A 19,593-nucleotide genomic window follows, 5' to 3' on the forward strand; every position below is an offset into this window, starting at 1 on the left:
CAGCGCGGTCCGCAGCTGCGCCAGCATCGGCAGGCACCAGCTCGACTCGTGGTCCCCGAGCACGTCGGGGGCGTCCGGGTGGAACAGCACGAACCGTAGGAAGTTGTCGCCGGGCATCGCCGTGGGATGCGGGCCCACCTCGCGGAAAAGTGACGCGAAAGCGCTGTTGGCCGCGACGACGTCCCACCGTGGGTCGACGACGAAGGACGGAAAGGAGACCGCCTCCACGAGCACGGCGTAGTCCTGGACGTACGCCTGAGCCTCGGGGCTCTGTAGGACCGGCCGCGGCGCCGGCCGCTGCCCTCCTGCCTGAAATGCCATCGGGAGGTCACCCCTCTTGCCTATGCGGCCTTCACGCGGCGCACCGATCCTGGTGCCCTGCCACGAGGCATGTCAACTATCGTGGCATTTCCCGCTAGTTGACGGCTGAAATTGGCCACAGTTGTGGCGAGACCTGGATGTGAGTTCGAACGACCGGCTAATCTCCGGGCAGTTCACAGTGGCCGCCCGTGTGCGGCGCGACGCCTGTGAGAGGGCAGTGAGAGACACAGGAGACGAGTCGGTGACGGATGGCTACGAAGTTCCCGACGCCACGGCGACACCCGCTCTGCCCGCGGTCGTGGCCCGCGTCTCCGCCCTGGCCGACCGGCTCGGCGTCCCGCACGCGGAGGTGTTCGACACGGCCCGTCTCTCGGTCGCCTGCGGTGTCCCCGAGCCCGTCGTGAAGGCGCTGCTCAGCGGCGCTCCCGCGGGTGAGCCCGATGTGCAGGCCCGGTTCCTGCAACGGCTGGATCTGCTGCGGCGTACGCGGCTGAAGCCCAACGGCCGCAGATACACGCAGCAGGAGATAGCCGACGGTGCGGGCATGTCCCGGCAGCAGGCCGGCGCCCTGATCAACGGCGACCGGCGGCCGACGATGGAGCACTGCGACGCCTTGCAGCGTTTCTTCCGTGTGCATGCCGGGTTCCTCACCGCGGAGGACCCGGAGGCGCTCGCCGGTGCGCTTCAGCGCACCGAGCAGGAACTCCTGCAGAAGCTCGCCGACCGTGAACGGGCCGCCGCAAAGGCCGCCGACGATCCGCTGGAGCGGCTGCTGCAGGACCACGGTGTGCGCGGCATCGCCTGGCGGGCCGCGCAACTGCCCACCGACCAGCACCGCGACAAGGTCGCCGAATGGCTGGACATGCTCCTGGAAAGCGTGAAGCGGCCCGAGTCGTGATCCCGGGGGACAACTGTGGGCATCGGTAAGGAAATGCGCCGCCTGTGCGGTGAACTGGTCTCCGAGCTGGACCTCCCGGCGCCGGCCCGGCCCGACGAGCTGTACACGGCGCTGTGCGGCGCGATGAGCAGACGCCGTGGCCGGCCCGTGCGGGTGCGGATGTCCGTGTTCCCGCCGGGCACGGCGAGCGGGCTGTGGCTGGACATGGCGGATCAGGATCTCGTCGTCGTCGAGGAACGCACCGCTCCCGAGCACCAGTTGGTGATCCTCGGGCACGAGCTGTGGCACATGCAGGCCGGGCACGGCGGCCATCACGTGGACGGTGCCACGGTCGCCGCGCGGCTCCTGGACGAGACCTCCGACCTCGCCGCGACCGTCCGTGCCGTGGCGGCCCGTACCCGCTTCGATCTGGCGGAGGAGCGGGACGCCGAGCGGTTCGGTCTGCTCCTCGCCAGCAAGTGCCGCACGTGGCTGGCGGGGGCCGGCGGCCGGGGTGCGGGGCGCGGCACCAGGCAGGCGGAGCATCTGGCGGGGCGGATCGGGGCGTCGCTCGGCTACCGGGGCTGACCGGCGGACATGCCCGGCGGCGGGGGCTCGTGCGCGCTGCGCTGAGCGGGGGAACCGGCGGCGGGCTCGGACCGATTGTCAGTGGTGGGCGGCAAGCTGGGTCTGACAGGTTGTCACCGTCCACGGGGAGTGCCCAGCCATGCCGACCGCCGTACTGACCGACCGTGAGCGCACCGCCGTACAGGCCTATCTGCGGCTGCTGCGGACCGTCCGGGCGTCCTTCGCCGAGGGTGGCGGGGCCGGGGCCCTGCCGGTGCCGCCCTCGGTGCTCGCCGAGGCCGAGGAGGCGCTGGCCGGGGCGGGGCTCGCGGGCAACGAGGAGGAGTTCTTCCGTCTGCTGCGCCGGTGGGGCGCCCCCGGCTGAGCCGGGGCCGGTCTGCGGGTGCCGCGGCCGTACGGCCGCTAGGGTCGCGTCCCGCTGTCGTACGGCACGACGATCGCCGTTGCCACGAGGCCCTGCCGGACCGTCCAGCGTCCCTCGAACGTCCGGACCCGGCGTCCCTCGACCACGGGGCCGGGGACGAGCAGCTCGGCGCGCAGGCCGCCCCGCGCTCGGACGTCTCCCCCGGCCTCCGGGTCGCCGCCGGTGTCCGGGTCGGGCCACAGCTCGATGTCCGCCTCCGAGAAGTCGAGCCACCGGCCGGTCAGGGGGTACCACGCCTTGTAGACGGACTCCTTCGCGCTGAACAGCAGCCGCCCCCAGCGGATGCCGGGGTGGTCGGCGGTCAGCCGACGCAGCCGGTCCCGTTCCCCGGGCAGGGTCACGGCGGGTTCGACGCCCTCGGGCAGCGGGCCGTGCGGCTCGGCGTCGATGCCGAGCGAGGCGAGGTCGGTGACGCGGGCCAGGGCGGCGGCGCAGTAGCTGTCGCAGTGGGTCATGCTGCCGACGATCCCGCGCGGCCAGCGGGGGGCACCGCGTTCGCCGGAGAGGACGGGCTGGGGCGGCACGCCCAGCTTCTCCATGGCGCGGCGGGCGCAGGCGCGTACGACGGCGAACTCCCGGCGGCGTTTGGCGACGGCCCGCGCGACGAGGGCCACCTCCTCGGGGTGGAGGGCGGCCTCCAGCGCCCCGGCGGCGGCGTCGTCCGGGCGGGCCTCGACGGCGACGACGGACGCGGGCAGGAGTTCCTCGATCACCGGGGGTCCCCTTCCGCCGGACCGGCCGCGGGCTCCGCGGGCAGGATGCGGCGCGGCCGGCCGGGCGGGGTGGGGCGTTTGCGCCACTCGCGCGGGTAGCCGACGGAGACCTCCTCGAAGCGGACGCCCTCGTGGTGGGTGGTGCGGGGGATGTGGAGGTGGCCGTAGACCATGGCGGCGGCGCGGAAGCGGCGGTGCCAGTCGGCGGTGAGCCGGGTGCCGCACCACATGGCGAACTCCGGGTACCACAGGACGTCGGTGGGGTGCCGGTGGAGCGGATAGTGGTTGACGAGGACGGTGGGCAGGTCGTCGGGGATCTCCGCGAGGCGGCGCTCGGTCTCGGCGACCCGGGCGCGGCACCAGGCGTCCCGGCTCGGGTAGGGGTCGGGGTGAAGGAGGAACTCGTCGTTGCAGACGATGCCCGTACCGTGTGCGTAGGCGAGGCCCTCGTCCTTGGTGGCGCAGCCCTGCGGCAGCCACGAGTAGTCGTACAGGAGGAACAGGGGGGCGACGGCCACCGGGCCGCCGGGGCCGTCCCACACCGGGTAGGGGTCCTCGGGGGTGAGCACGCCGAGGTCGCGGCAGAGCGCGACCAGGTGCTCGTAGCGTTCGACGCCGCGCAGGCCGACCGGGTCGGCGGGGTGGCTCCACAGCTCGTGGTTGCCGGGCACCCACACCACCTGGCGGAAGCGGCCGGCGAGGGTCTTCAGGGCCCAGCGGATGTCGGCGGTCTTCTCCGAGACGTCACCGGCGACCAGCAGCCAGTCGTCGTCGGTCTCCGGGCGCAGCCGCTCCACGACGGCCCGGTTCTCCGGATATCCGATGTGCAGGTCGCTGATGGCCAGCAGCTGCCCGGCACCACCGGCCGTCGACGCCACATTCCCTCCCCGGACGGTCACTCGTCGGCACCACGACAACACATTCGTACGCCGGGGACAAGAACCTTCCGCGCGGGCCTGCGGGGCGGGGGATTTTCCGTAACACGCGCGTTGCACTGCGGGGGTGGCGGAAGCCGTATGATCTGGCCGACACCACCGCCGTATTTCCCTTCTGACAGGGCGGTTCGGTGACCCTTCCTCCACCCTGCCCGGGCACGGGCTGCTTCGCCCTGCCCGCGAACCCCGAAAGGCGGCCTGCATGGTCTCTCGCGTACGCGTCTGGCTCAACCGCACGTACGCGGAGAACGTGTTCTTCATGGATCAGCTGCGGAGAAACCCCAGCGACCGTGCGGTCGAGATCCACGCCACCCACGCCGACCCCGACTCCCCCGTGCTGGCCGCCGCCGACACCGCCGAGCTGGAGCCGGAGGGCCTGTCCCCGGCCGCGTACGTGGAGTACGCGCTGGACCAGTGCCGGCGGCGCGGCATCGACGTGTTCGTGCCGCGGCTGCACCAGGCGGCGGTCACCGCGCACCGCGCGGAGTTCGAGGCGGCCGGTACGGCGCTGCTTGCGCCTCCGCCGGAGGCCGTGGCGGTCTTCCAGGACAAGGCGATCGCGTACGAGGCCGTGCAGGCGATCGGGGTGCAGGTGCCGCGCTGGTGGCGGGTGCGGGACGCCGCCGAACTCGTGGCCGCCGTCGAGGAGTTGGAGGCCTGCGGGCAGAAGGCCTGCTTCAAGCCGGCGTCGGGGGCGGGCGGCGTGGGCTTCCGGGTGATCACCCGGGCCCCGTTCTCGCTGACGCATCTGAGCGGTTTCCCCGGCCCGTACGTGCCGCTGGACCTGGTCCTGGACGCGCTGCGGCGGGCCGAGGAACCGGTGGACTGGCTGGTGATGCCGCGCCTGGAGCAGCCCGAGGTGTCGGTGGACTGCCTGACCGGGCCGGACAACCGGGTGCGTCTGGCGGTCGGCCGCACCAAGAACGGGCGGCGCCGCGGGTTCACCCTGCACGAGCAGTGGCTGGAGCCGGCCCGGCGGCTCGCCGAGGGGTTCGGGCTGCACTATCTGTCGAACATCCAGTTCCGTATGGACGGTGACCGTCCGGTGCTGATGGACGTCAACACCCGCCCGGCCGGCGGGCTGCACCAGCTGTCGCTGTGCGGGATCAACGCGCCGTGGGCGGCGGTGCAACTGGCGCTGGGCGAGGATCCCGGGGAGATCACGCCGCCGTTCCTCGGGCAGGACTACACGGTGGTGTCCGGGCCGAGGCCGTTGCGTGCGGTGACGCTGCCGCAGCAGCGGGAGCCCCTGCCGGCGGTTCCGGCGCCCGCGCCGACGGCGCCCGTGGAGTCCGCACCCGGCCCGCAGGACCGGCCGGCCCCGGCGGCGCCCGGCCCGCAGGCGGGTCCAAGGGCCTCGGCGGCCCCCGCGGGGCCGGCGGCGTCGTCGGCGGGGGCGGCGCAGGCGCTGCCGCTGTAGGCCCGGTCGCCGTGACGGCCCGGCACACCCCCTCGGCAGAGCGACCCACCCCTAGAGGTATGGACCAATCTCGCTGGACCTCTTGACAGCGAGATTGGTCCATACCAACTTGGTTGCGCACCATCTCGCACTTCTGTGCACTCCCGAACACCCCCACTCCTTCAGGGAGATCGCGTGCGTACCTCTGCTCTCGGACGTCCAAGACGTCGTCTCGTCGCCCTCCTCGGCACCGCCGCCCTCGCGCTCGCCGGTGCCGTCGCACTGCCCGGCAGCGCGGAGGCGGCCAACATCCTCACCAACGCCGGGTTCGAGTCGGGCGGTCTCTCCCCGTGGACCTGCACCGGCAACCTCGGCTCCGTCGTCTCCTCCCCCGTCCACAGCGGCAGCAAAGCCCTGCAGGGCGCGGCGAGCGTGAGCGACAACGCCAAATGCAGCCAGACCGTCGCGGTGCAGCCCAACACCACGTACACCCTGTCCGCCTGGGTACGCGGCAACTACGTGTACGTCGGCGTGGACGGCGGCGCCTCGACCTGGACGCCGTCCGCCTCCTCGTACACACAGCTGAAGGTCAGCTTCACCACCGGCGCCTCCCAGACCAGCGCGACGATCTACACGCACGGCTGGTACGGCCAGGGCACCTACTGGGCCGACGACATCAGCCTCGACGGGCCCGGCGGCGGGGGCGGCGGCAGCGACACGCAGGCGCCGACCGCGCCGACCGGCCTCACCTCCACCGGCAAGACGTCCTCGAGCGTCTCCTTGTCCTGGAACGCCTCCTCCGACAACGTCGGCGTCACCGGCTACGACGTCTACAACGGCTCCACGAAGGCGACGACCGTGACCGGCACGAGCGCCACGGTGGGCGGGCTGAGCGCCGGCACCTCGTACACGTTCACGGTGCGGGCCCGCGACGCCGCCGGGAACACCTCCGCCGCGTCCAACGCGGTGACCGTGACGACCAGCCCGGGCGGCGGCGGTGGCGGCGGGTTCAAGCAGGCCGCGCCGTATCTGTACGAGGGCTGGGGCGACCCGCCGAACCCGCAGACGGTGATGAGCGCGACCGGCGTCAAGTGGTTCACGATGGCGTTCGTGCTGGACTCCGGCGGCTGCAACCCCGCCTGGGACGGCAACCGGCCGCTGACCGGCGGCGTCGACCAGACGGCCATCAACCAGATCCGGGCCGCGGGCGGTGACATCGTCCCGTCGTTCGGCGGCTGGCAGGGCAGCAAGCTCGGCGCCAACTGCTCCTCGGCGAGCGCCCTCGCGGCGGCCACCCAGCGGGTGATCGACGCGTACGGTCTGAAGGCGGTCGACTTCGACATCGAGAACACGGACGAGTTCGAGAACGAAGCCGTGCAGGCGAGGATCCTCACCGCGCTGAAGACCCTGAAGGCCGCCAACCCCGGTCTGAAGACCATCGTGACGTTCGGGACGTCCACGACCGGGCCGACCTACTACGGCAACCGGCTCATCGAGCAGGCCAAGTCGATCGGCGCCGACATCGACGTGTTCACCATCATGCCGTTCGACTTCGGCGGCGGCGCCGACATGTACGGCAACACCGTCAACGCGGCGGAGGGGCTGAAGAACAAGCTGAAGTCCACCTTCGGCTGGGACGACGCCACCGCCTACGCGCACATCGGCATCTCCGGCATGAACGGCCTGTCCGACCAGCAGGAGAACACCACGCCGCAGATCTGGACGCAGATCCGCGACTGGGCCAACTCCCACCACATCGCGCGGCTCGCCTTCTGGTCCGTCAACCGTGACCGGCCCTGCCCCGGCGGCGGCGTGACCAGCAACTGCTCCGGCATCAGCCAGAGCACCTGGCAGTTCACCTCCATCACGGCCGGCTTCACCGGCTGATCCCGGCGCCCCGCGCGCCCGAGACGAGGTTCCCCCGGTCCGGCGGCCGGGGGAACCTTTTCGCGCGGCGGAACCGCCCCGCCGGGGCCCCTACGCGCGGCGGAACCGCCTCTCGGGGTCCCTTTCGCGCAGCGGAACCGACTCTCCGGGGTCCCCGCCGGGAGCACGCCCGGCTTCCGGCAGGCGCGCGCCCGGCGCACCGCATCCCAGGGGTTCCGCCCGCCGGGCGGTCCGTCGCCTCCTGAGCGCGCCCGGCGCACCGAAGCCCAGGAGCAGCCGGACAGTGCCGCATCGGCCACCGTGTGCCCTTCGGTCGACGGCGCCGGGCTGTCGTGGTCCCGGGGCCGCCGGTCGCGCCGGGCTGTCGTGGTCCCGGCGCCGCGCGTCACGCCGGGCTGCGCGGACGCCGTGGTCAGATCCCGGGGCCGTCACCGGGGCCCGGCGGCACGCCAGGGGTCCACCACTCGGTGAGCCCCCACACCGCGAGCGCGAGCGCGGCCAGGGACAGGAGCGCCGCGAGCCAGGGGCGGTGCACCCATCGCGTGGCCAACGCCCAGGTGAGGAGCGGAACCAGTGCGCCGCCGAGCACGACGAGCGGCAGGTCGACGAAGAGCACGCTCAGATCGCGGGCATGGCCCTCGAGTCCTCCGTCGATGCTGATCGCGGCGTGCGGTGCCCAGGCGAGCGGCGCGGCTGTCGCACCGAGGCCGGCGAGCAGGCATCCGGCGCAGCCCTCGGCCCTCGGGTTCGTACGCTTGGCGCGTTCCGCGGTTCTCTCGCCCATGCCCGTGACAGACGCGGCATCCCGGTGCACGGTTCCGCGGAACGGCCTCGGACCTGTGCCGGGGGTGACAGTCGTCGGCGGGGCAACCGTTGCCCGACGCGGCACTAGGCGAGATACGCGAGAGACGGGTGTACGGCCGTGTAGGCGTCCAGCAGACGGCGGGCCACCGTGACGGAGTCGACGAGCGGGTGCAGCGCGAACGCCTTCACCGCGCTCGCCCGGGAGCCGGACGCGGCGGCGGCCAGCACCTCCCGCTCCACCGCCTTGACCGCCGTGACCAGCGCGGTGGCGTGCCCGGGCAGCGGATCGGCGGCCAGCGGGTGCGCGCCGCTCGCGTCGACCAGGCACGGCACCTCCACCACGGCGTCCGCGTCCAGGGCGGCGAGGGTGCCGCGGTTGCGGACGTTCAGGATGAGCGTGGTCCGCTCGTCGCGGGCGACGGCCCGCATCAGCGCCAGCGCCACCTTCTCGTAGCCGCCGGACAGATCCTCCTCCTCACGTTCGCCGGCGCCCGCGGTCTCGCGGTTCTCCGCCATGTACGTCGCCTCCCGCTCCGCGCGGGTGCGGTCCCAGGCGGCCAGCGCGGAGCCGCCCGCGTCGGCGGCCTCCGCGTAGAAGCGGGCCTGCTGGTCGCGGAGGAACGCGCCGCGGGTCTGCCGGGCCTCCCGGTAGGCGCGGACGGACTCCCGGTTGAAGTAGTAGTAGTGCAGATACTCGTTGGGGACCGCGCCCAGCGACCTCAGCCAGTCCGCGCCGAAGAGGCGGCCCTCCTCGAAGGAGCCGAGCAGGACGGGGTCGGCGAACAGCCGCGGCAGCTCGTCGCGTCCGGCGACCCGCAGACCGCGCACCCAGCCGAGGTGGTTGAGGCCGGCGTAGTCGACGAACGCCTCGCGCGGGTCGACACCGAGGACGCGGGCGATACGGCGGCCCAGACCGACCGGCGAGTCGCAGATGCCGATGACGCGGTCGCCGAGATGCCGGGACATCGCCTCGGTGACCAGCCCCGCCGGGTTGGTGAAGTTGATGACCCAGGCGTCCGGGGCGTGCCGGGCCACCCTGCGGGCGATGTCCACGGCGACCGGCACCGTGCGCAGACCGTATGCGATCCCGCCGGCGCCGACCGTCTCCTGGCCGAGGACGCCCTCGGCGAGCGCCACCCGCTCGTCGTCGGCACGGCCCTGCAACCCGCCGACACGGATCGCGGAGAAGACGAAGTCGGCGCCGAGCAGCGCCTCGTCGAGGTCGGTCGTCGCGGTCACCTTCGGCGCGTCGGGGACACCGGCCGCCTGCTCATGCAGTACACGGGAGATCGCATACAGCCGACGGTCGTCCAGATCGTGGAGGACGACCTCGGTGACCCGGCCCTCGCCGCGGTCGCCGAGCAGCGCGCCGTACACCAGCGGCACCCGGAAACCGCCGCCGCCCAGAATCGTCAGCCTCACACCCGCACCTTTCCCGTGACGCCACGCCTCACCGCGCACCCTACGTCGGCCGGCAGCGGTGAGGGCGGCGGACCGGCCCGGCGCCGGGCGCCGTCCCCGCGCCGTTCGGCCGGCTCGGCCCGTACCGGGGCAGGGGTGCGCCGAGGCGACATACAGCATTCATGGGGTGAACTCGCCCCGTACACAGAGACTTTCCGTGCTTCAACTCTTGACGACCGGAACGAGCGGGAGCACATTGGGGCCACTTTGAGAGCGCTCTCAAGACGTTCGCGGGAGCGCTCCCGAGGTGGCATCCGCAACTCCCCACACCACCGAGAGGCACCTTTCCATGCGTGACTCCTCCGGCACCCGTCCCAGACGCCCGCTGCGGCGGGCGCTCCTCGCCGCGGTCTCCGCGCTCGGCCTCGCCGCCGCGGCGGCCACGCTGGCGTCCCCGTCCGCCAGCGCCTCGGCGCCCGCTCCCCCGTCCGGCTGGACCCAGGTCTTCGTCGACGACTTCAACGGTCCGGCGGGCTCCGGCGTCAACACGGCCAACTGGCAGTACGACACCGGCACTTCGTACCCCGGCGGCCCCGCCAACTGGGGCACCGGCGAGGTGGAGACGATGACGTCGAGCACGTCGAACGTCTCCCTCGACGGCAACGGCAATCTGCGCATCACGCCGCTGCGCGACTCGGCGGGCCGCTGGACGTCGGGCCGTATCGAGACCGTCCGCACGGACTTCCAGCCCCCGGCCGGCGGCAAGCTGCGCGTCGAGGGCCGTATCCAGATGCCGAACGTCACCGGCACGGCGGCCGAGGGCTACTGGCCGGCGTTCTGGGCGCTCGGGGCGCCGTACCGGGGCAACTACCAGAACTGGCCCGGCGTCGGCGAGCTGGACATCATGGAGAACGTCCAGGGCCTGAACCGCGTGTGGGCGACGATGCACTGCGGCACCAATCCCGACGGCCCGTGCCACGAGACCTCCGGCATCGGCAACTCGACGCCCTGCCCGAACTCCACCTGCCAGTCCGGCTTCCACACCTACGCCATGGAGTGGGACCGCTCGGTGAGCCCCGAGACGATCCGTTTCTCCGTGGACGGGCAGGTCTACCACACGGTGAACGCCAACCAGGTGGACGCGACGACCTGGTCCAACGCCACCGACCACGGCTACTTCCTCATCCTGAACGTGGCGATGGGCGGCGGTTTCCCCGACGCGTTCGGCGGCGGCCTCGACGGGGACACCCAGCCCGGTCACCCGATGGTCGTCGACTACGTGCAGGTGCTGCGGTCCGGCGGCAGCGACGGGGGCGGCACCACTCCCCCGCCCACCGGCAACCGCGACGCGTACAGCCCGATCCAGGCCGAGTCGTACGACTCCCAGTCCGGCACGATCACCGAGGCGACCTCCGACAGCGGCGGCGGCCAGAACATCGGCGCGATCGCCAACGGCGACTGGGCGCTGTACAAGGGCGTCGACTTCGGCTCCACGCCCGCCCGCCAGTTCTACGCGCGGGTGGCCAGCGGCGCCGGGGCCGGGGTGAGCGGCCTGGTCGAGGTGCGGCTGGACAGCCGCAGCAACGCGCCGATCGGCAGCTTCGCCCTTGCCAACACCGGCGGCTGGCAGTCCTGGCGGACGGTCCCGGCGAACATCAGCTCCGTCACCGGCACCCATGACGTCTATCTGACCTTCACCAGCGGCCAGCCCGCCGACTTCGTCAACGTCAACTGGTTCGACTTCGGCCACTGACCCGGCCACCGAGCCGGCGTACGGGCCGGTCCTCCGTCGCGACCGGCCCGTACGTACGTCCCGTGCTCGTGGCGCTCGACGCCCCGAAGGCCTCTCCCACCCCCACGGGCCTTCGGGGTTCCGGCTGTCCGAGGCCCGGTTGACGCGCGTAAACCGGGGGCTCCATCCTGGCTTCGGCCGCCGCCCCGGCGGCCGGGCTCGCCCACCGAGCTCTTCGACGACAGGACGGACGGTCGGGAGGCCGGATGTTCGGACGCACGGCACGACTGCTTCTCTCTATTGTCATGCTCTCGACAGGTCTGGTGCTCGGTACGGTCGCCACGGCCGGCACGGCACACGCCGACGAGTGCTACACCTGGAGCCGCACCCTGTCCCAGGGCGCCTCCGGCAGCGATGTGACACAGCTGCAGATCCGGGTGGCCGGCTGGGTCACCTCGGGTGAACGGCTCGCCTACGACGGCCGGTACGGCGCACGGACCGCCGCCGCCGTGAAGAGGTTCCAGGCCGCCTACGGGCTGACCGCGGACGGCGTCGCCGGCCCGCAGACCTACAGCAAGATCTACGCCCTCCAGGACGCCGACTGCACCCCCGTCCACTTCAGCTACGCCGAGCTGAACCACTGCAACTCGGACTGGTCGGGCGGGGCGGTCTCCGCGGCCACCGCGAAAGCCAACGCCCTGAAGACCATGTGGAAGCTGGAGGCCATGCGGCACGCCCTCGGCGACGTGCCGATCACCGTCTCCAGCGGCTTCCGCTCCTACGCCTGCAACCGCGCGGCGGGCGGTTCCGCCACGAGCCGTCACCTCTACGGGGACGCCGCCGACCTCACCGGCTCGCCGAGCCTGTGCAGGCTCGCCCAGCAGGCCCGTACGCACGGCTTCTCGGAGATCCTCGGCCCGGGGTACCCCGACCACAACGACCACGCCCACGTGGCGCTCGACCCGTCGCCGTACTGGTCGGCACCCAAGTGCGGCATCTGAGCCGCACGGCCCACGATCCGGCCCGCACGGCCCACGATCCGGCTCGCACGGCGCCGCGTCCGGCCCGTACGGCGCCGCGTCCGGCCCGTGCGGCGCCCGGTCCGCCGCCGTCGCGCCCCGGCCGCACCCCGGCCGGGGCCCGCCGCCCCCGCGGCGGCCCGTGTCTCACCCCGCCCCGGCGCCCTGCCGCAGTTCCGTGCGGAAGGCGGCCGGGGTCATGTCCGTGTGCTGGTGGAAGAACTTGGAGAAGTTAGCGGCGTCGGGGAAGCCGACCGCCGCCCCCACCCGGCCGATCGGCAGATCGGTGTGGGCGAGGAGGCGTTTGGCCTCCAGCACGACCCGCCGGTCGATGAAGCCCTTCGGCGTCTGCCCGGTCGCGGCCCGCACCGCGCGGACCAGGGTGCGGCGGGAGACGGCGAGAGCGTCGGCGTACGCGCTGACGCTGTGATTGGTGGCGAACCCCCGCTCCACCGCGTCCCGGAAGAGGGTGAACGTGGTGTCGGCGCGGTGCCGTTCGGCCTCCGCCGAGCTGGCCGCGAGGTGCGCGAGCCGCAGCAGGAACGCCGTCAGCTGATGGCGCAGCACCGACGAGTGCAGGGCGGGCGGGAGCGCGGTGTCCTCGTACTCGCGGCGCAGCTGCGTCAAGGAGGCGAGCAGCGCGTCGAGTTCGTCCGGGGCGGGGCGCAGCAGCGGCGGCAGGTCGTAGCGGTACAGGCCGGTGGCCTCGACGACGGGGCGGGGCAGGAAGCCGGGCTGCATGGTGAGGACGGTTCCGCGGTACCCGTCCCGGGCCGAGAAGCGGTGGACCTGGCCGGGGCGTATCCAGAGGACGTCGCCGGCGGTGGCCTCGTACTCGGCGAAGTCGATCATGTGGCGGACGGGTCCGGCGGAGAAGAACATCACGACGTGGAAGTCGATGCGGTGGACACGGTGGGCGGGCGCGTCCGCGCGCCAGGCGGTGCCGTCGTCCATCGTCGCGACCTGCATGCCGACGCCGCCGACGCTGCGTGCGGTGGGGAAGGGAAGCGTTCTGATGCCGCCCGCGTCCCGGCCGTCGCTGTCCCGGCCGCCATTGTCCCGGTTGCCGCTGACCCGACCGCCGCTGTCCTGACCGCCGCTGTCCCGGTTGCCGCTGTCCCGACCGCCACTGTCCTGACCGCCGCTGTCCCGGTTGTCCGCGTCGCTGTCCCGCACACCCGCACCCCGGTCGTCCGCGTCCCCGTCCCGCACACCCGCACCCCGGTCGTCCGCGTCCCCGCCGCCCGCACCGCGCGGTTCCGCGTGCCGCCCCTCGGCCGGCGCCCCCTGTTGCGCTCTGTCCGCCATGTCCTTCTCGTACCACCCGGCTCGCGCTGTCGCTGTCCCACTTTCACCACAGGCTGACACACGGCGACCTTCCGGCGAAAAAGTCAGACTTTTAAGTTTGAACGCGTCAGACCACCGACAACGCTCCTGTTGAGGACTCTTGAAGATGAGCACGCACCTGCCCGACTCCCTGGTGTGGACCGATCTGGACCGGCGTGCCGTCGACACCGCCCGCCTGCTGGCGGCCGATGCCGTACAGAAGGCCGGAAACGGCCATCCGGGCACGGCGATGAGCCTGGCCCCGGCCGCGTACACGATCTTTCAGAAGGTGATGCGTCACGATCCGGCCGACCCGGAGTGGACCGGCCGTGACCGCTTCGTGCTGTCGCCGGGCCACACCTCGCTCACCCTGTACACGCAGCTGTATCTCGCCGGGTACGAGCTGGAGCTGGACGATCTGAAGGCGTTCCGCACACACGGTTCCCGGACGCCGGGCCATCCCGAGTACGGGCACACGGCCGGCGTGGAGACCACCACCGGCCCGCTGGGCCAGGGTGTCGCCAACGCGGTCGGCATGGCGATGGCCGCCCGTTACGAGCGCGGCCTGTTCGACCCGGAGGCGCCGGCCGGGCAGTCGCCGTTCGATCACATGATCTGGGCGATCGTCTCCGACGGCGACTTGCAAGAGGGTGTCTCCGCGGAGGCGTCCTCGCTCGCCGGCCATCAGAGGCTCGGCAATCTGGTCCTGCTCTACGACGACAACCACATCTCCATCGAGGGCGACACGGCGACCGCGTTCTCCGAGGACATGCTGAAGCGGTACGAGGCGTACGGCTGGCACACACAGCGCATCGAGCCCGCCGAGAACGGCGACATCGACGTGCACGCGCTGTACGCGGCGCTCAGGGCGGCGCAGGCCGAGACCGGGCGCCCCTCGATCATCGCGATGCGCACGATCATCGCCTGGCCGGCGCCGAACGCCCGGAACACCGAGGCGTCGCACGGCTCCGCGCTGGGCGAGGAGGAGGTCGCCGCCACCAAGCGCGTCCTCGGCTTCGACCCGGCGAAGACGTTCGAGGTCTCCGACGACGTCCTCGCCCACACCCGCGCCGCGCTCGACCGGGGCGCGGAGGCGCACGCCGCGTGGGACAAACGGCTCGCGGTGTGGCGGGGCGAGAACCCCGGACGGGCGAAGCTGCTGGACCGGATCGTCGCCGGGAAGCTGCCCGAGGGCTGGGAGGACGCCCTGCCGGTGTTCGAGGAGGGCACCTCGGTCGCCACCCGTGCCGCCTCCGGGAAGGTGCTGCGGGCGCTCGGCGCGGTGATCCCCGAGCTGTGGGGCGGCTCCGCCGACCTGGCCGGCTCGAACAACACCACCATCGACGCCACCAGCTCCTTCCTGCCGGAGAGCAACCCGCTGCCGGAGGCCGACCCGTACGGCCGTACGGTCCACTTCGGCATCCGTGAGTTCTCCATGGCCGCGGAGATGAACGGCATCGCCCTGCACGGCAACACGCGCGTGTACGGCGGCACGTTCCTGGTGTTCTCCGACTACATGCGCAACGCGGTGCGCATGTCGGCGCTGATGCAGCTGCCCGTCACCTATGTGTGGACGCACGACTCGATCGGTCTGGGCGAGGACGGGCCCACCCATCAGCCGGTGGAACATCTGGCGTCGCTGCGGGCGATTCCGGGCCTGAACGTCGTCCGGCCGGCCGATGCCAACGAGACCGCCGCGGTCTGGGCCGAGATCCTGAAGAGGCACGCCACCCGTCCGGCCCCGCACGGGCTCGCGCTCACCCGCCAGGGCGTGCCGGTGTACGCGCCTAATCCGGACGCGGCCAAGGGCGGGTACGTCCTGCGCGAGTCCTCGACGGAGACCCCGGAGGTGATCGTCATCGCGACCGGCTCGGAGGTGCGGCTCGCGGTCGCGGCGCGTGAGCTGCTGGAGGCCGAGGGCATCGGCACGCGTGTGGTGTCGATGCCGTCCGTGGAGTGGTTCGAGGAGCAGCCCGAGGCCTACCGGGAGAGCGTCCTGCCGCCGTCCGTGCGCGCCCGTGTCGCGGTCGAGGCCGGTATCGGCCTGACCTGGCACAAGTACGTCGGTGACGCCGGGCGGATCGTCTCCCTGGAGCACTTCGGTGCGTCCGCCGACGCCGAGACCCTGTTCGCCGAGTACGGCTTCACCCCCGAGAACGTCGCCGCCGCGGCCCGCGAAGCGCTGGCCGCGCGTGCCTGATCCGATCGCCGGAAAGAAGATGATCACTGTGACCGAAGCAACCGCCACGGCGGGAGCGATCGAGCGGCTGTCCGAAGAGGGCGTGTCGATCTGGCTGGACGACCTGTCGCGCAAGCGGCTCTCCTCGGGGAACCTCGCCGCGCTGGTGGAGGCGGGCGGCGTCGTCGGTGTCACCACCAACCCGTCGATCTTCCAGGCCGCGATCGGCTCCGGCGAGGGCTATCAGGAGCAGCTCGCCGACCTTGCCGTGCGGGGTGTCACCGTCGACGAGGCGGTACGGATGATGACGACCGCCGATGTGCGGGAGGCCGCGGACGTGCTGCGGCCGGTGCACGAGGCGACCGGCGGCCGGGACGGGTGGGTGTCCATCGAGGTGGACCCGCGTCTGGCGCACGACACGCGGGCGACGGTCGCCGAGGCGAGGCAGCTGGCGTGGCTGGTCGACCGGCCCAACGTGATGATCAAGATCCCGGCGACGGAGGCCGGTGTGCCGGCGATCACGGCGGTCCTCGCGGAGGGCATCAGCGTGAACGTCACGCTGATCTTCTCGCTGGAGCGCTACCGGCAGGTCATGGACGCGTATCTGGCCGGTCTGGAGCAGGCCGCCGCCCAAGGGCTGGACCTGTCGGCGCTCCGCTCGGTGGCGTCGTTCTTCGTCTCCCGCGTCGACAGCGAGATCGACAAACGGCTGACCGTCCTCGGCACCGAGGAGGCCCTCGCGCTGAAGGGCCGCGCCGCGCTCGCCAACGCGCGCCTGGCCTACGAGGCGTACGAGGAGGTGTTCTCCGGGCCGCGCTGGCTCGCACTGGCCGGGACGGGCGCGCACCGGCAGCGTCCGCTGTGGGCGTCGACCGGCGTGAAGGATCCGGCGTACAAGGACACCCTGTATGTGGAGGAGCTGGTCGCCCCCGGCACGGTCAACACGATGCCGGAGGCGACGCTGAGGGCCGTCGCCGACCACGGCGAGATCACCGGCGACACCGTCACCGGCGGCAGTGCGCAGGCCCGCGCCGATCTGGCGGCCGTGGAGCGGCTGGGCATCGCGTACGACGAGGTCGTGGGCCTGCTGGAGGACGAGGGCGTACGGAAGTTCGAGACGGCCTGGCAGGAGCTGCTGGATGCCGTCGCCAAGGCTCTGGACGGCAAGGAGGTGGCAGCGGAATGACCGCGAGCCCGCTCATGGAGGTGACGGCTCCGGCCGCCGGCTGGGGGAACCCTCTGCGCGACCCTCGCGACCGCCGGCTGCCGCGGATCGCCGGGCCGTCGGGTCTGGTGATCTTCGGGGTGACCGGTGACCTGTCCCGCAAGAAGCTGATGCCGGCCGTGTACGACCTGGCCAACCGGGGTCTGCTGCCGCCGGGCTTCTCGCTGGTCGGGTTCGCCCGGCGTGACTGGGAGGACCAGGATTTCGCGCAGGTCGTGCACGACGCGGTGAAGGAGCACTCGCGGACCCCGTTCCGTGAGGAGGTCTGGCAGCAGCTGTCGGAGGGCATGCGGTTCATCCCCGGCGACTTCGACGACGACAGTGCGTTCGACGCGCTGCGCGCCACCGTGGAGGAGCTGGACCGGGCGCGCGGCACCAGCGGCAACCACGCGTTCTATCTGTCGGTGCCGCCGAAGTTCTTCCCGAAGGTCGTGCAGCAGCTGAAGAAGCACGGCCTGGCGGACGCCCCGGAGGGCGGCTGGCGGCGCGCCGTCATCGAGAAGCCGTTCGGTCACGATCTGGCGAGCGCGCGGGAGCTGAACGCGATCGTGCACGAGGTGTTCGAACCGGAGCAGGTGTTCCGGATCGACCACTATCTCGGCAAGGAGACCGTGCAGAACATTCTGGCGCTGCGGTTCGCGAACCAGATGTTCGAGCCGGTCTGGAACCGGTCGTACGTCGACCATGTGCAGATCACGATGGCCGAGGACATCGGCATCGGCGGCCGGGCCGGCTACTACGACGGCATCGGCTCGGCCCGTGACGTCATCCAGAACCATCTGCTCCAGCTGCTGGCGCTGACCGCGATGGAGGAGCCGATCGCGTTCGACGCGGAGTCGCTGCTCACCGAGAAGCTGAAGGTGCTGCGGTCGGTGAAGCTGCCCGAGGACCTCGGCCTGCACACGGTGCGCGGCCAGTACGGCCCGGCGTGGCAGGGCGGCGCGAGGGTGCGCGGCTATCTGGAGGAGGACGGCATCGACCCGAACTCCACCACTGACACCTATGCGGCGATCAAGCTGGGCATCGACAACCGCCGCTGGGCGGGCGTCCCGTTCTATCTGCGCACCGGCAAACGGCTGGGCCGCCGCGTCACCGAGATCGCGGTCGTCTTCCAGCGGGCCCCGCACTCGCCGTTCGACACGACGGCGACGGAGGAGCTGGGCCAGAACGCGGTCGTGATCCGGGTGCAGCCGGACGAGGGCATGACCGTCCGGTTCGGTTCGAAGGTGCCGGGCACCTCGATGGAGATCCGGGACGTGACGATGGATTTCGCCTACGGCGAGTCGTTCACGGAGTCCAGCCCGGAGGCGTACGAGCGGCTCATCCTGGACGTGCTGCTCGGTGACGCGAACCTGTTCCCGCGCACCGAGGAGGTGGAAGAGTCCTGGAAGATCCTCGACCCGATCGAGGAGTACTGGGCCACCCACGGCAGGCCGGCCACGTACCCGTCGGGGAGCTGGGGACCCAGGGAAGCGGACGAGATGCTCGCACGAGACGGACGGAGCTGGCGCAGGCCATGAAGATCGACCTGACCGACACCACGGCAAGCAAGATCAACAAGGCGCTGGTGCAGGGCCGCCGGGCGATCGGCACCCCGGCCGTGGGCATGGTCCTGACGATGGTGATCGTCACGGACGAGGAGAACGCCTACGACGCGATCAAGGCGGCGGAGGAGGCCTCCCACGAGCATCCCGCCCGCACTCTCGTCGTCATCAAGCGGCACGCGCGCACCCCCCGCGACCGCACCCAGTCCAAGCTGGACGCCGAGATCCGCGTCGGCGCCGACTCCGGCACCGGCGAGACCGTCGTGCTGCGCACCTACGGCGAGGTGTCCGACCACGCCGACTCGGTGGTGCTGCCGCTGCTGCTGCCGGACGCCCCGGTGGTGGTGTGGTGGCCGGTGGACGCGCCGGAGAACCCCTCGCGGGATCCGCTGGGCGCGCTGGCGCAGCGCCGGATCACCGACCTGTACGCGGTGGAGAACCCGCTGGAGGCGCTGGAGGCCCGGGTCCGCACCTACGCGCCGGGCGACACCGATCTGGCGTGGACGCGGCTCACGCCGTGGCGGTCGATGCTGGCAGCCGCGCTGGACCAGGCGCGCACCGAGGTGACGTCCGCGGCGGTGGAGGCGGAGGCCGAGAACCCGGCGGCCGAGCTGCTGGCCCGCTGGCTGGAGGCCCGGCTGCACGTGAAGGTGGAACGGGTCGTCACCGCCGGCCCGGTCGTCACCGCCGTACGGCTGGGCACCGCGGACGGCGAGATCGTCATCGACCGTCCGGAGGGCCCGCTGGCGACGCTGTCCCTGCCGGGGCAGCCGTCCCGCCGGCTGGCGCTGAAGGTCCGCGCCATGTCCGAACTCATCGCCGAGGAACTGCGGCGCCTCGACGCCGACGAGATGTACGCCATCGCCCTGCGCGGCGGCGAGGTCAAGGAGAACGTCTGAGATGAACGGCAACCCGCAGCTCACACAGCGCCCCGAGTGGGCGGCGCTGGCCGACCACCGCGCCGCGTGGCAGGCACATCTGCGCGACCTGTTCGAGGCCGACCCGGGCCGCGCCCAGCGCTATGTCGTCACCGTCGGCGACCTGCGCATCGACTACTCCAAGCAGCTGATCACCGACGAGACGCTGGAACTCCTGCGGGAACTGGCCGCCGCCACCGATGTGTTCGGGCTGCGCGACGCGATGTTCCGCGGGGAGCGGATCAACCTCACGGAGGACCGGGCGGTGCTGCACACCGCGCTGCGTGCCCCGCGCGACGCGG

Annotated in this window: 17 protein-coding genes and 1 pseudogene; 12 read left to right on the forward strand and 6 right to left on the reverse strand. The window is 72.2% G+C overall.

The features are described from left to right. Nucleotides 1–321, reverse strand: a 321-nt coding sequence (locus MTQ10_RS14275; RefSeq protein ID WP_441350999.1) for an MmyB family transcriptional regulator, incomplete at its 3' end; no start/stop codon positions are given. Nucleotides 322–562: 241 nt separating this feature from the next. On the opposite strand from MTQ10_RS14275, the gene MTQ10_RS14280 reads away from it, so the two are divergent. From MTQ10_RS14280 to MTQ10_RS14290, 3 genes are all read left to right on the forward strand, one after another. Then, the gene (locus MTQ10_RS14280) at nt 563–1,219 is read left to right on the forward strand and encodes a helix-turn-helix domain-containing protein (RefSeq protein WP_247467206.1); all 657 of its coding nucleotides are present in this window, start codon (nt 563–565) and stop codon (nt 1,217–1,219) included. Nucleotides 1,220–1,234: 15 nt separating this feature from the next. Beyond that, entirely contained in the window at nt 1,235–1,786 is a 552-nt protein-coding gene (locus MTQ10_RS14285) for a toxin-antitoxin system, toxin component (RefSeq protein WP_247467208.1), read from the forward strand. 139 nt (nt 1,787–1,925) lie between these two features. Continuing rightward, nucleotides 1,926–2,150 (forward strand): hypothetical protein, encoded by a 225-nt coding sequence (locus MTQ10_RS14290; RefSeq protein WP_247467211.1) that lies wholly within the window; start codon nt 1,926–1,928, stop codon nt 2,148–2,150. 38 nt (nt 2,151–2,188) lie between these two features. Here MTQ10_RS14290 and MTQ10_RS14295 read toward each other — a convergent pair whose 3' ends face one another. Continuing rightward, nucleotides 2,189–2,923 (reverse strand): 4'-phosphopantetheinyl transferase family protein, encoded by a 735-nt coding sequence (locus MTQ10_RS14295; protein WP_247467215.1) that lies wholly within the window; start codon nt 2,921–2,923, stop codon nt 2,189–2,191. Beyond that, entirely contained in the window at nt 2,920–3,801 is an 882-nt protein-coding gene (locus tag MTQ10_RS14300) for a metallophosphoesterase family protein (RefSeq protein WP_247467218.1), read from the reverse strand. Before MTQ10_RS14300 ends, MTQ10_RS14295 begins: the two co-directional genes overlap by 4 nt. 259 nt (nt 3,802–4,060) lie before the next feature. Between MTQ10_RS14300 and MTQ10_RS14305 the strand changes: the two genes are divergently transcribed. Together MTQ10_RS14305 and MTQ10_RS14310 are read left to right on the forward strand one after the other, a co-directional pair. Next, the gene (locus MTQ10_RS14305) at nt 4,061–5,278 is read left to right on the forward strand and encodes an ATP-grasp domain-containing protein (protein WP_247467221.1); all 1,218 of its coding nucleotides are present in this window, start codon (nt 4,061–4,063) and stop codon (nt 5,276–5,278) included. A gap of 174 nt (nt 5,279–5,452) precedes the next feature. Further along, nucleotides 5,453–7,144: a carbohydrate binding domain-containing protein gene (locus tag MTQ10_RS14310; RefSeq protein WP_247467224.1), complete on the forward strand. Its 1,692-nt coding sequence runs from the start codon at nt 5,453–5,455 to the stop codon at nt 7,142–7,144. A 412-nt stretch (nt 7,145–7,556) separates the two neighbouring features. Here the strand turns inward: MTQ10_RS14310 and MTQ10_RS14315 are convergent, their stop codons facing one another. Together MTQ10_RS14315 and MTQ10_RS14320 are read right to left on the reverse strand one after the other, a co-directional pair. After that, a complete protein-coding gene (locus MTQ10_RS14315; protein ID WP_247467227.1) occupies nt 7,557–7,928 on the reverse strand; it encodes a hypothetical protein in 372 nt (123 codons plus the stop codon). Nucleotides 7,929–8,032: 104 nt separating this feature from the next. Beyond that, a complete protein-coding gene (locus MTQ10_RS14320) occupies nt 8,033–9,370 on the reverse strand; it encodes a 6-phospho-beta-glucosidase (RefSeq protein WP_247467230.1) in 1,338 nt (445 codons plus the stop codon). A gap of 328 nt (nt 9,371–9,698) precedes the next feature. Here MTQ10_RS14320 and MTQ10_RS14325 point away from each other — a divergent pair, with 328 nt between their 5' ends. Both MTQ10_RS14325 and MTQ10_RS14330 read left to right on the forward strand, forming a co-directional pair. After that, nucleotides 9,699–11,102, forward strand: coding sequence for a glycoside hydrolase family 16 protein (locus MTQ10_RS14325; protein WP_247467232.1), 1,404 nt, complete (start codon nt 9,699–9,701; stop codon nt 11,100–11,102). Between the two features lie 245 nt (nt 11,103–11,347). Then, a complete protein-coding gene (locus MTQ10_RS14330) occupies nt 11,348–12,082 on the forward strand; it encodes a D-Ala-D-Ala carboxypeptidase family metallohydrolase (RefSeq protein WP_247467235.1) in 735 nt (244 codons plus the stop codon). A 165-nt stretch (nt 12,083–12,247) separates the two neighbouring features. Here the strand turns inward: MTQ10_RS14330 and MTQ10_RS14335 are convergent, their stop codons facing one another. Beyond that, a complete protein-coding gene (locus tag MTQ10_RS14335) occupies nt 12,248–13,117 on the reverse strand; it encodes a helix-turn-helix domain-containing protein (protein ID WP_247467248.1) in 870 nt (289 codons plus the stop codon). A 436-nt stretch (nt 13,118–13,553) separates the two neighbouring features. On the opposite strand from MTQ10_RS14335, the gene tkt reads away from it, so the two are divergent. The 5 genes and pseudogenes from tkt to MTQ10_RS14360 form a co-directional block, all read left to right on the forward strand. Then, on the forward strand, nt 13,554–15,626 hold the full coding sequence (gene tkt, locus MTQ10_RS14340) for a transketolase (RefSeq protein ID WP_247467237.1): 2,073 nt from the start codon (nt 13,554–13,556) through the stop codon (nt 15,624–15,626). Nucleotides 15,627–15,645: 19 nt separating this feature from the next. Beyond that, complete coding sequence (tal, locus tag MTQ10_RS14345) at nt 15,646–16,791, forward strand: transaldolase (protein ID WP_247467240.1); 1,146 nt, start codon at nt 15,646–15,648, stop codon at nt 16,789–16,791. Then, nucleotides 16,788–18,350 (forward strand): glucose-6-phosphate dehydrogenase, encoded by a 1,563-nt coding sequence (zwf, locus tag MTQ10_RS14350; protein WP_247467243.1) that lies wholly within the window; start codon nt 16,788–16,790, stop codon nt 18,348–18,350. Before tal ends, zwf begins: the two co-directional genes overlap by 4 nt. Further along, complete coding sequence (gene opcA, locus MTQ10_RS14355; RefSeq protein ID WP_247467245.1) at nt 18,347–19,273, forward strand: glucose-6-phosphate dehydrogenase assembly protein OpcA; 927 nt, start codon at nt 18,347–18,349, stop codon at nt 19,271–19,273. Before zwf ends, opcA begins: the two co-directional genes overlap by 4 nt. 1 nt (nt 19,274) lies before the next feature. Beyond that, nucleotides 19,275–19,593 (forward strand): annotated as a pseudogene (locus tag MTQ10_RS14360) (glucose-6-phosphate isomerase); the annotation flags it as partial.

Source organism: Streptomyces sp. XM83C, assembly GCF_023072675.1.
Classification (GTDB): domain Bacteria; phylum Actinomycetota; class Actinomycetes; order Streptomycetales; family Streptomycetaceae; genus Streptomyces; species Streptomyces thermocoprophilus.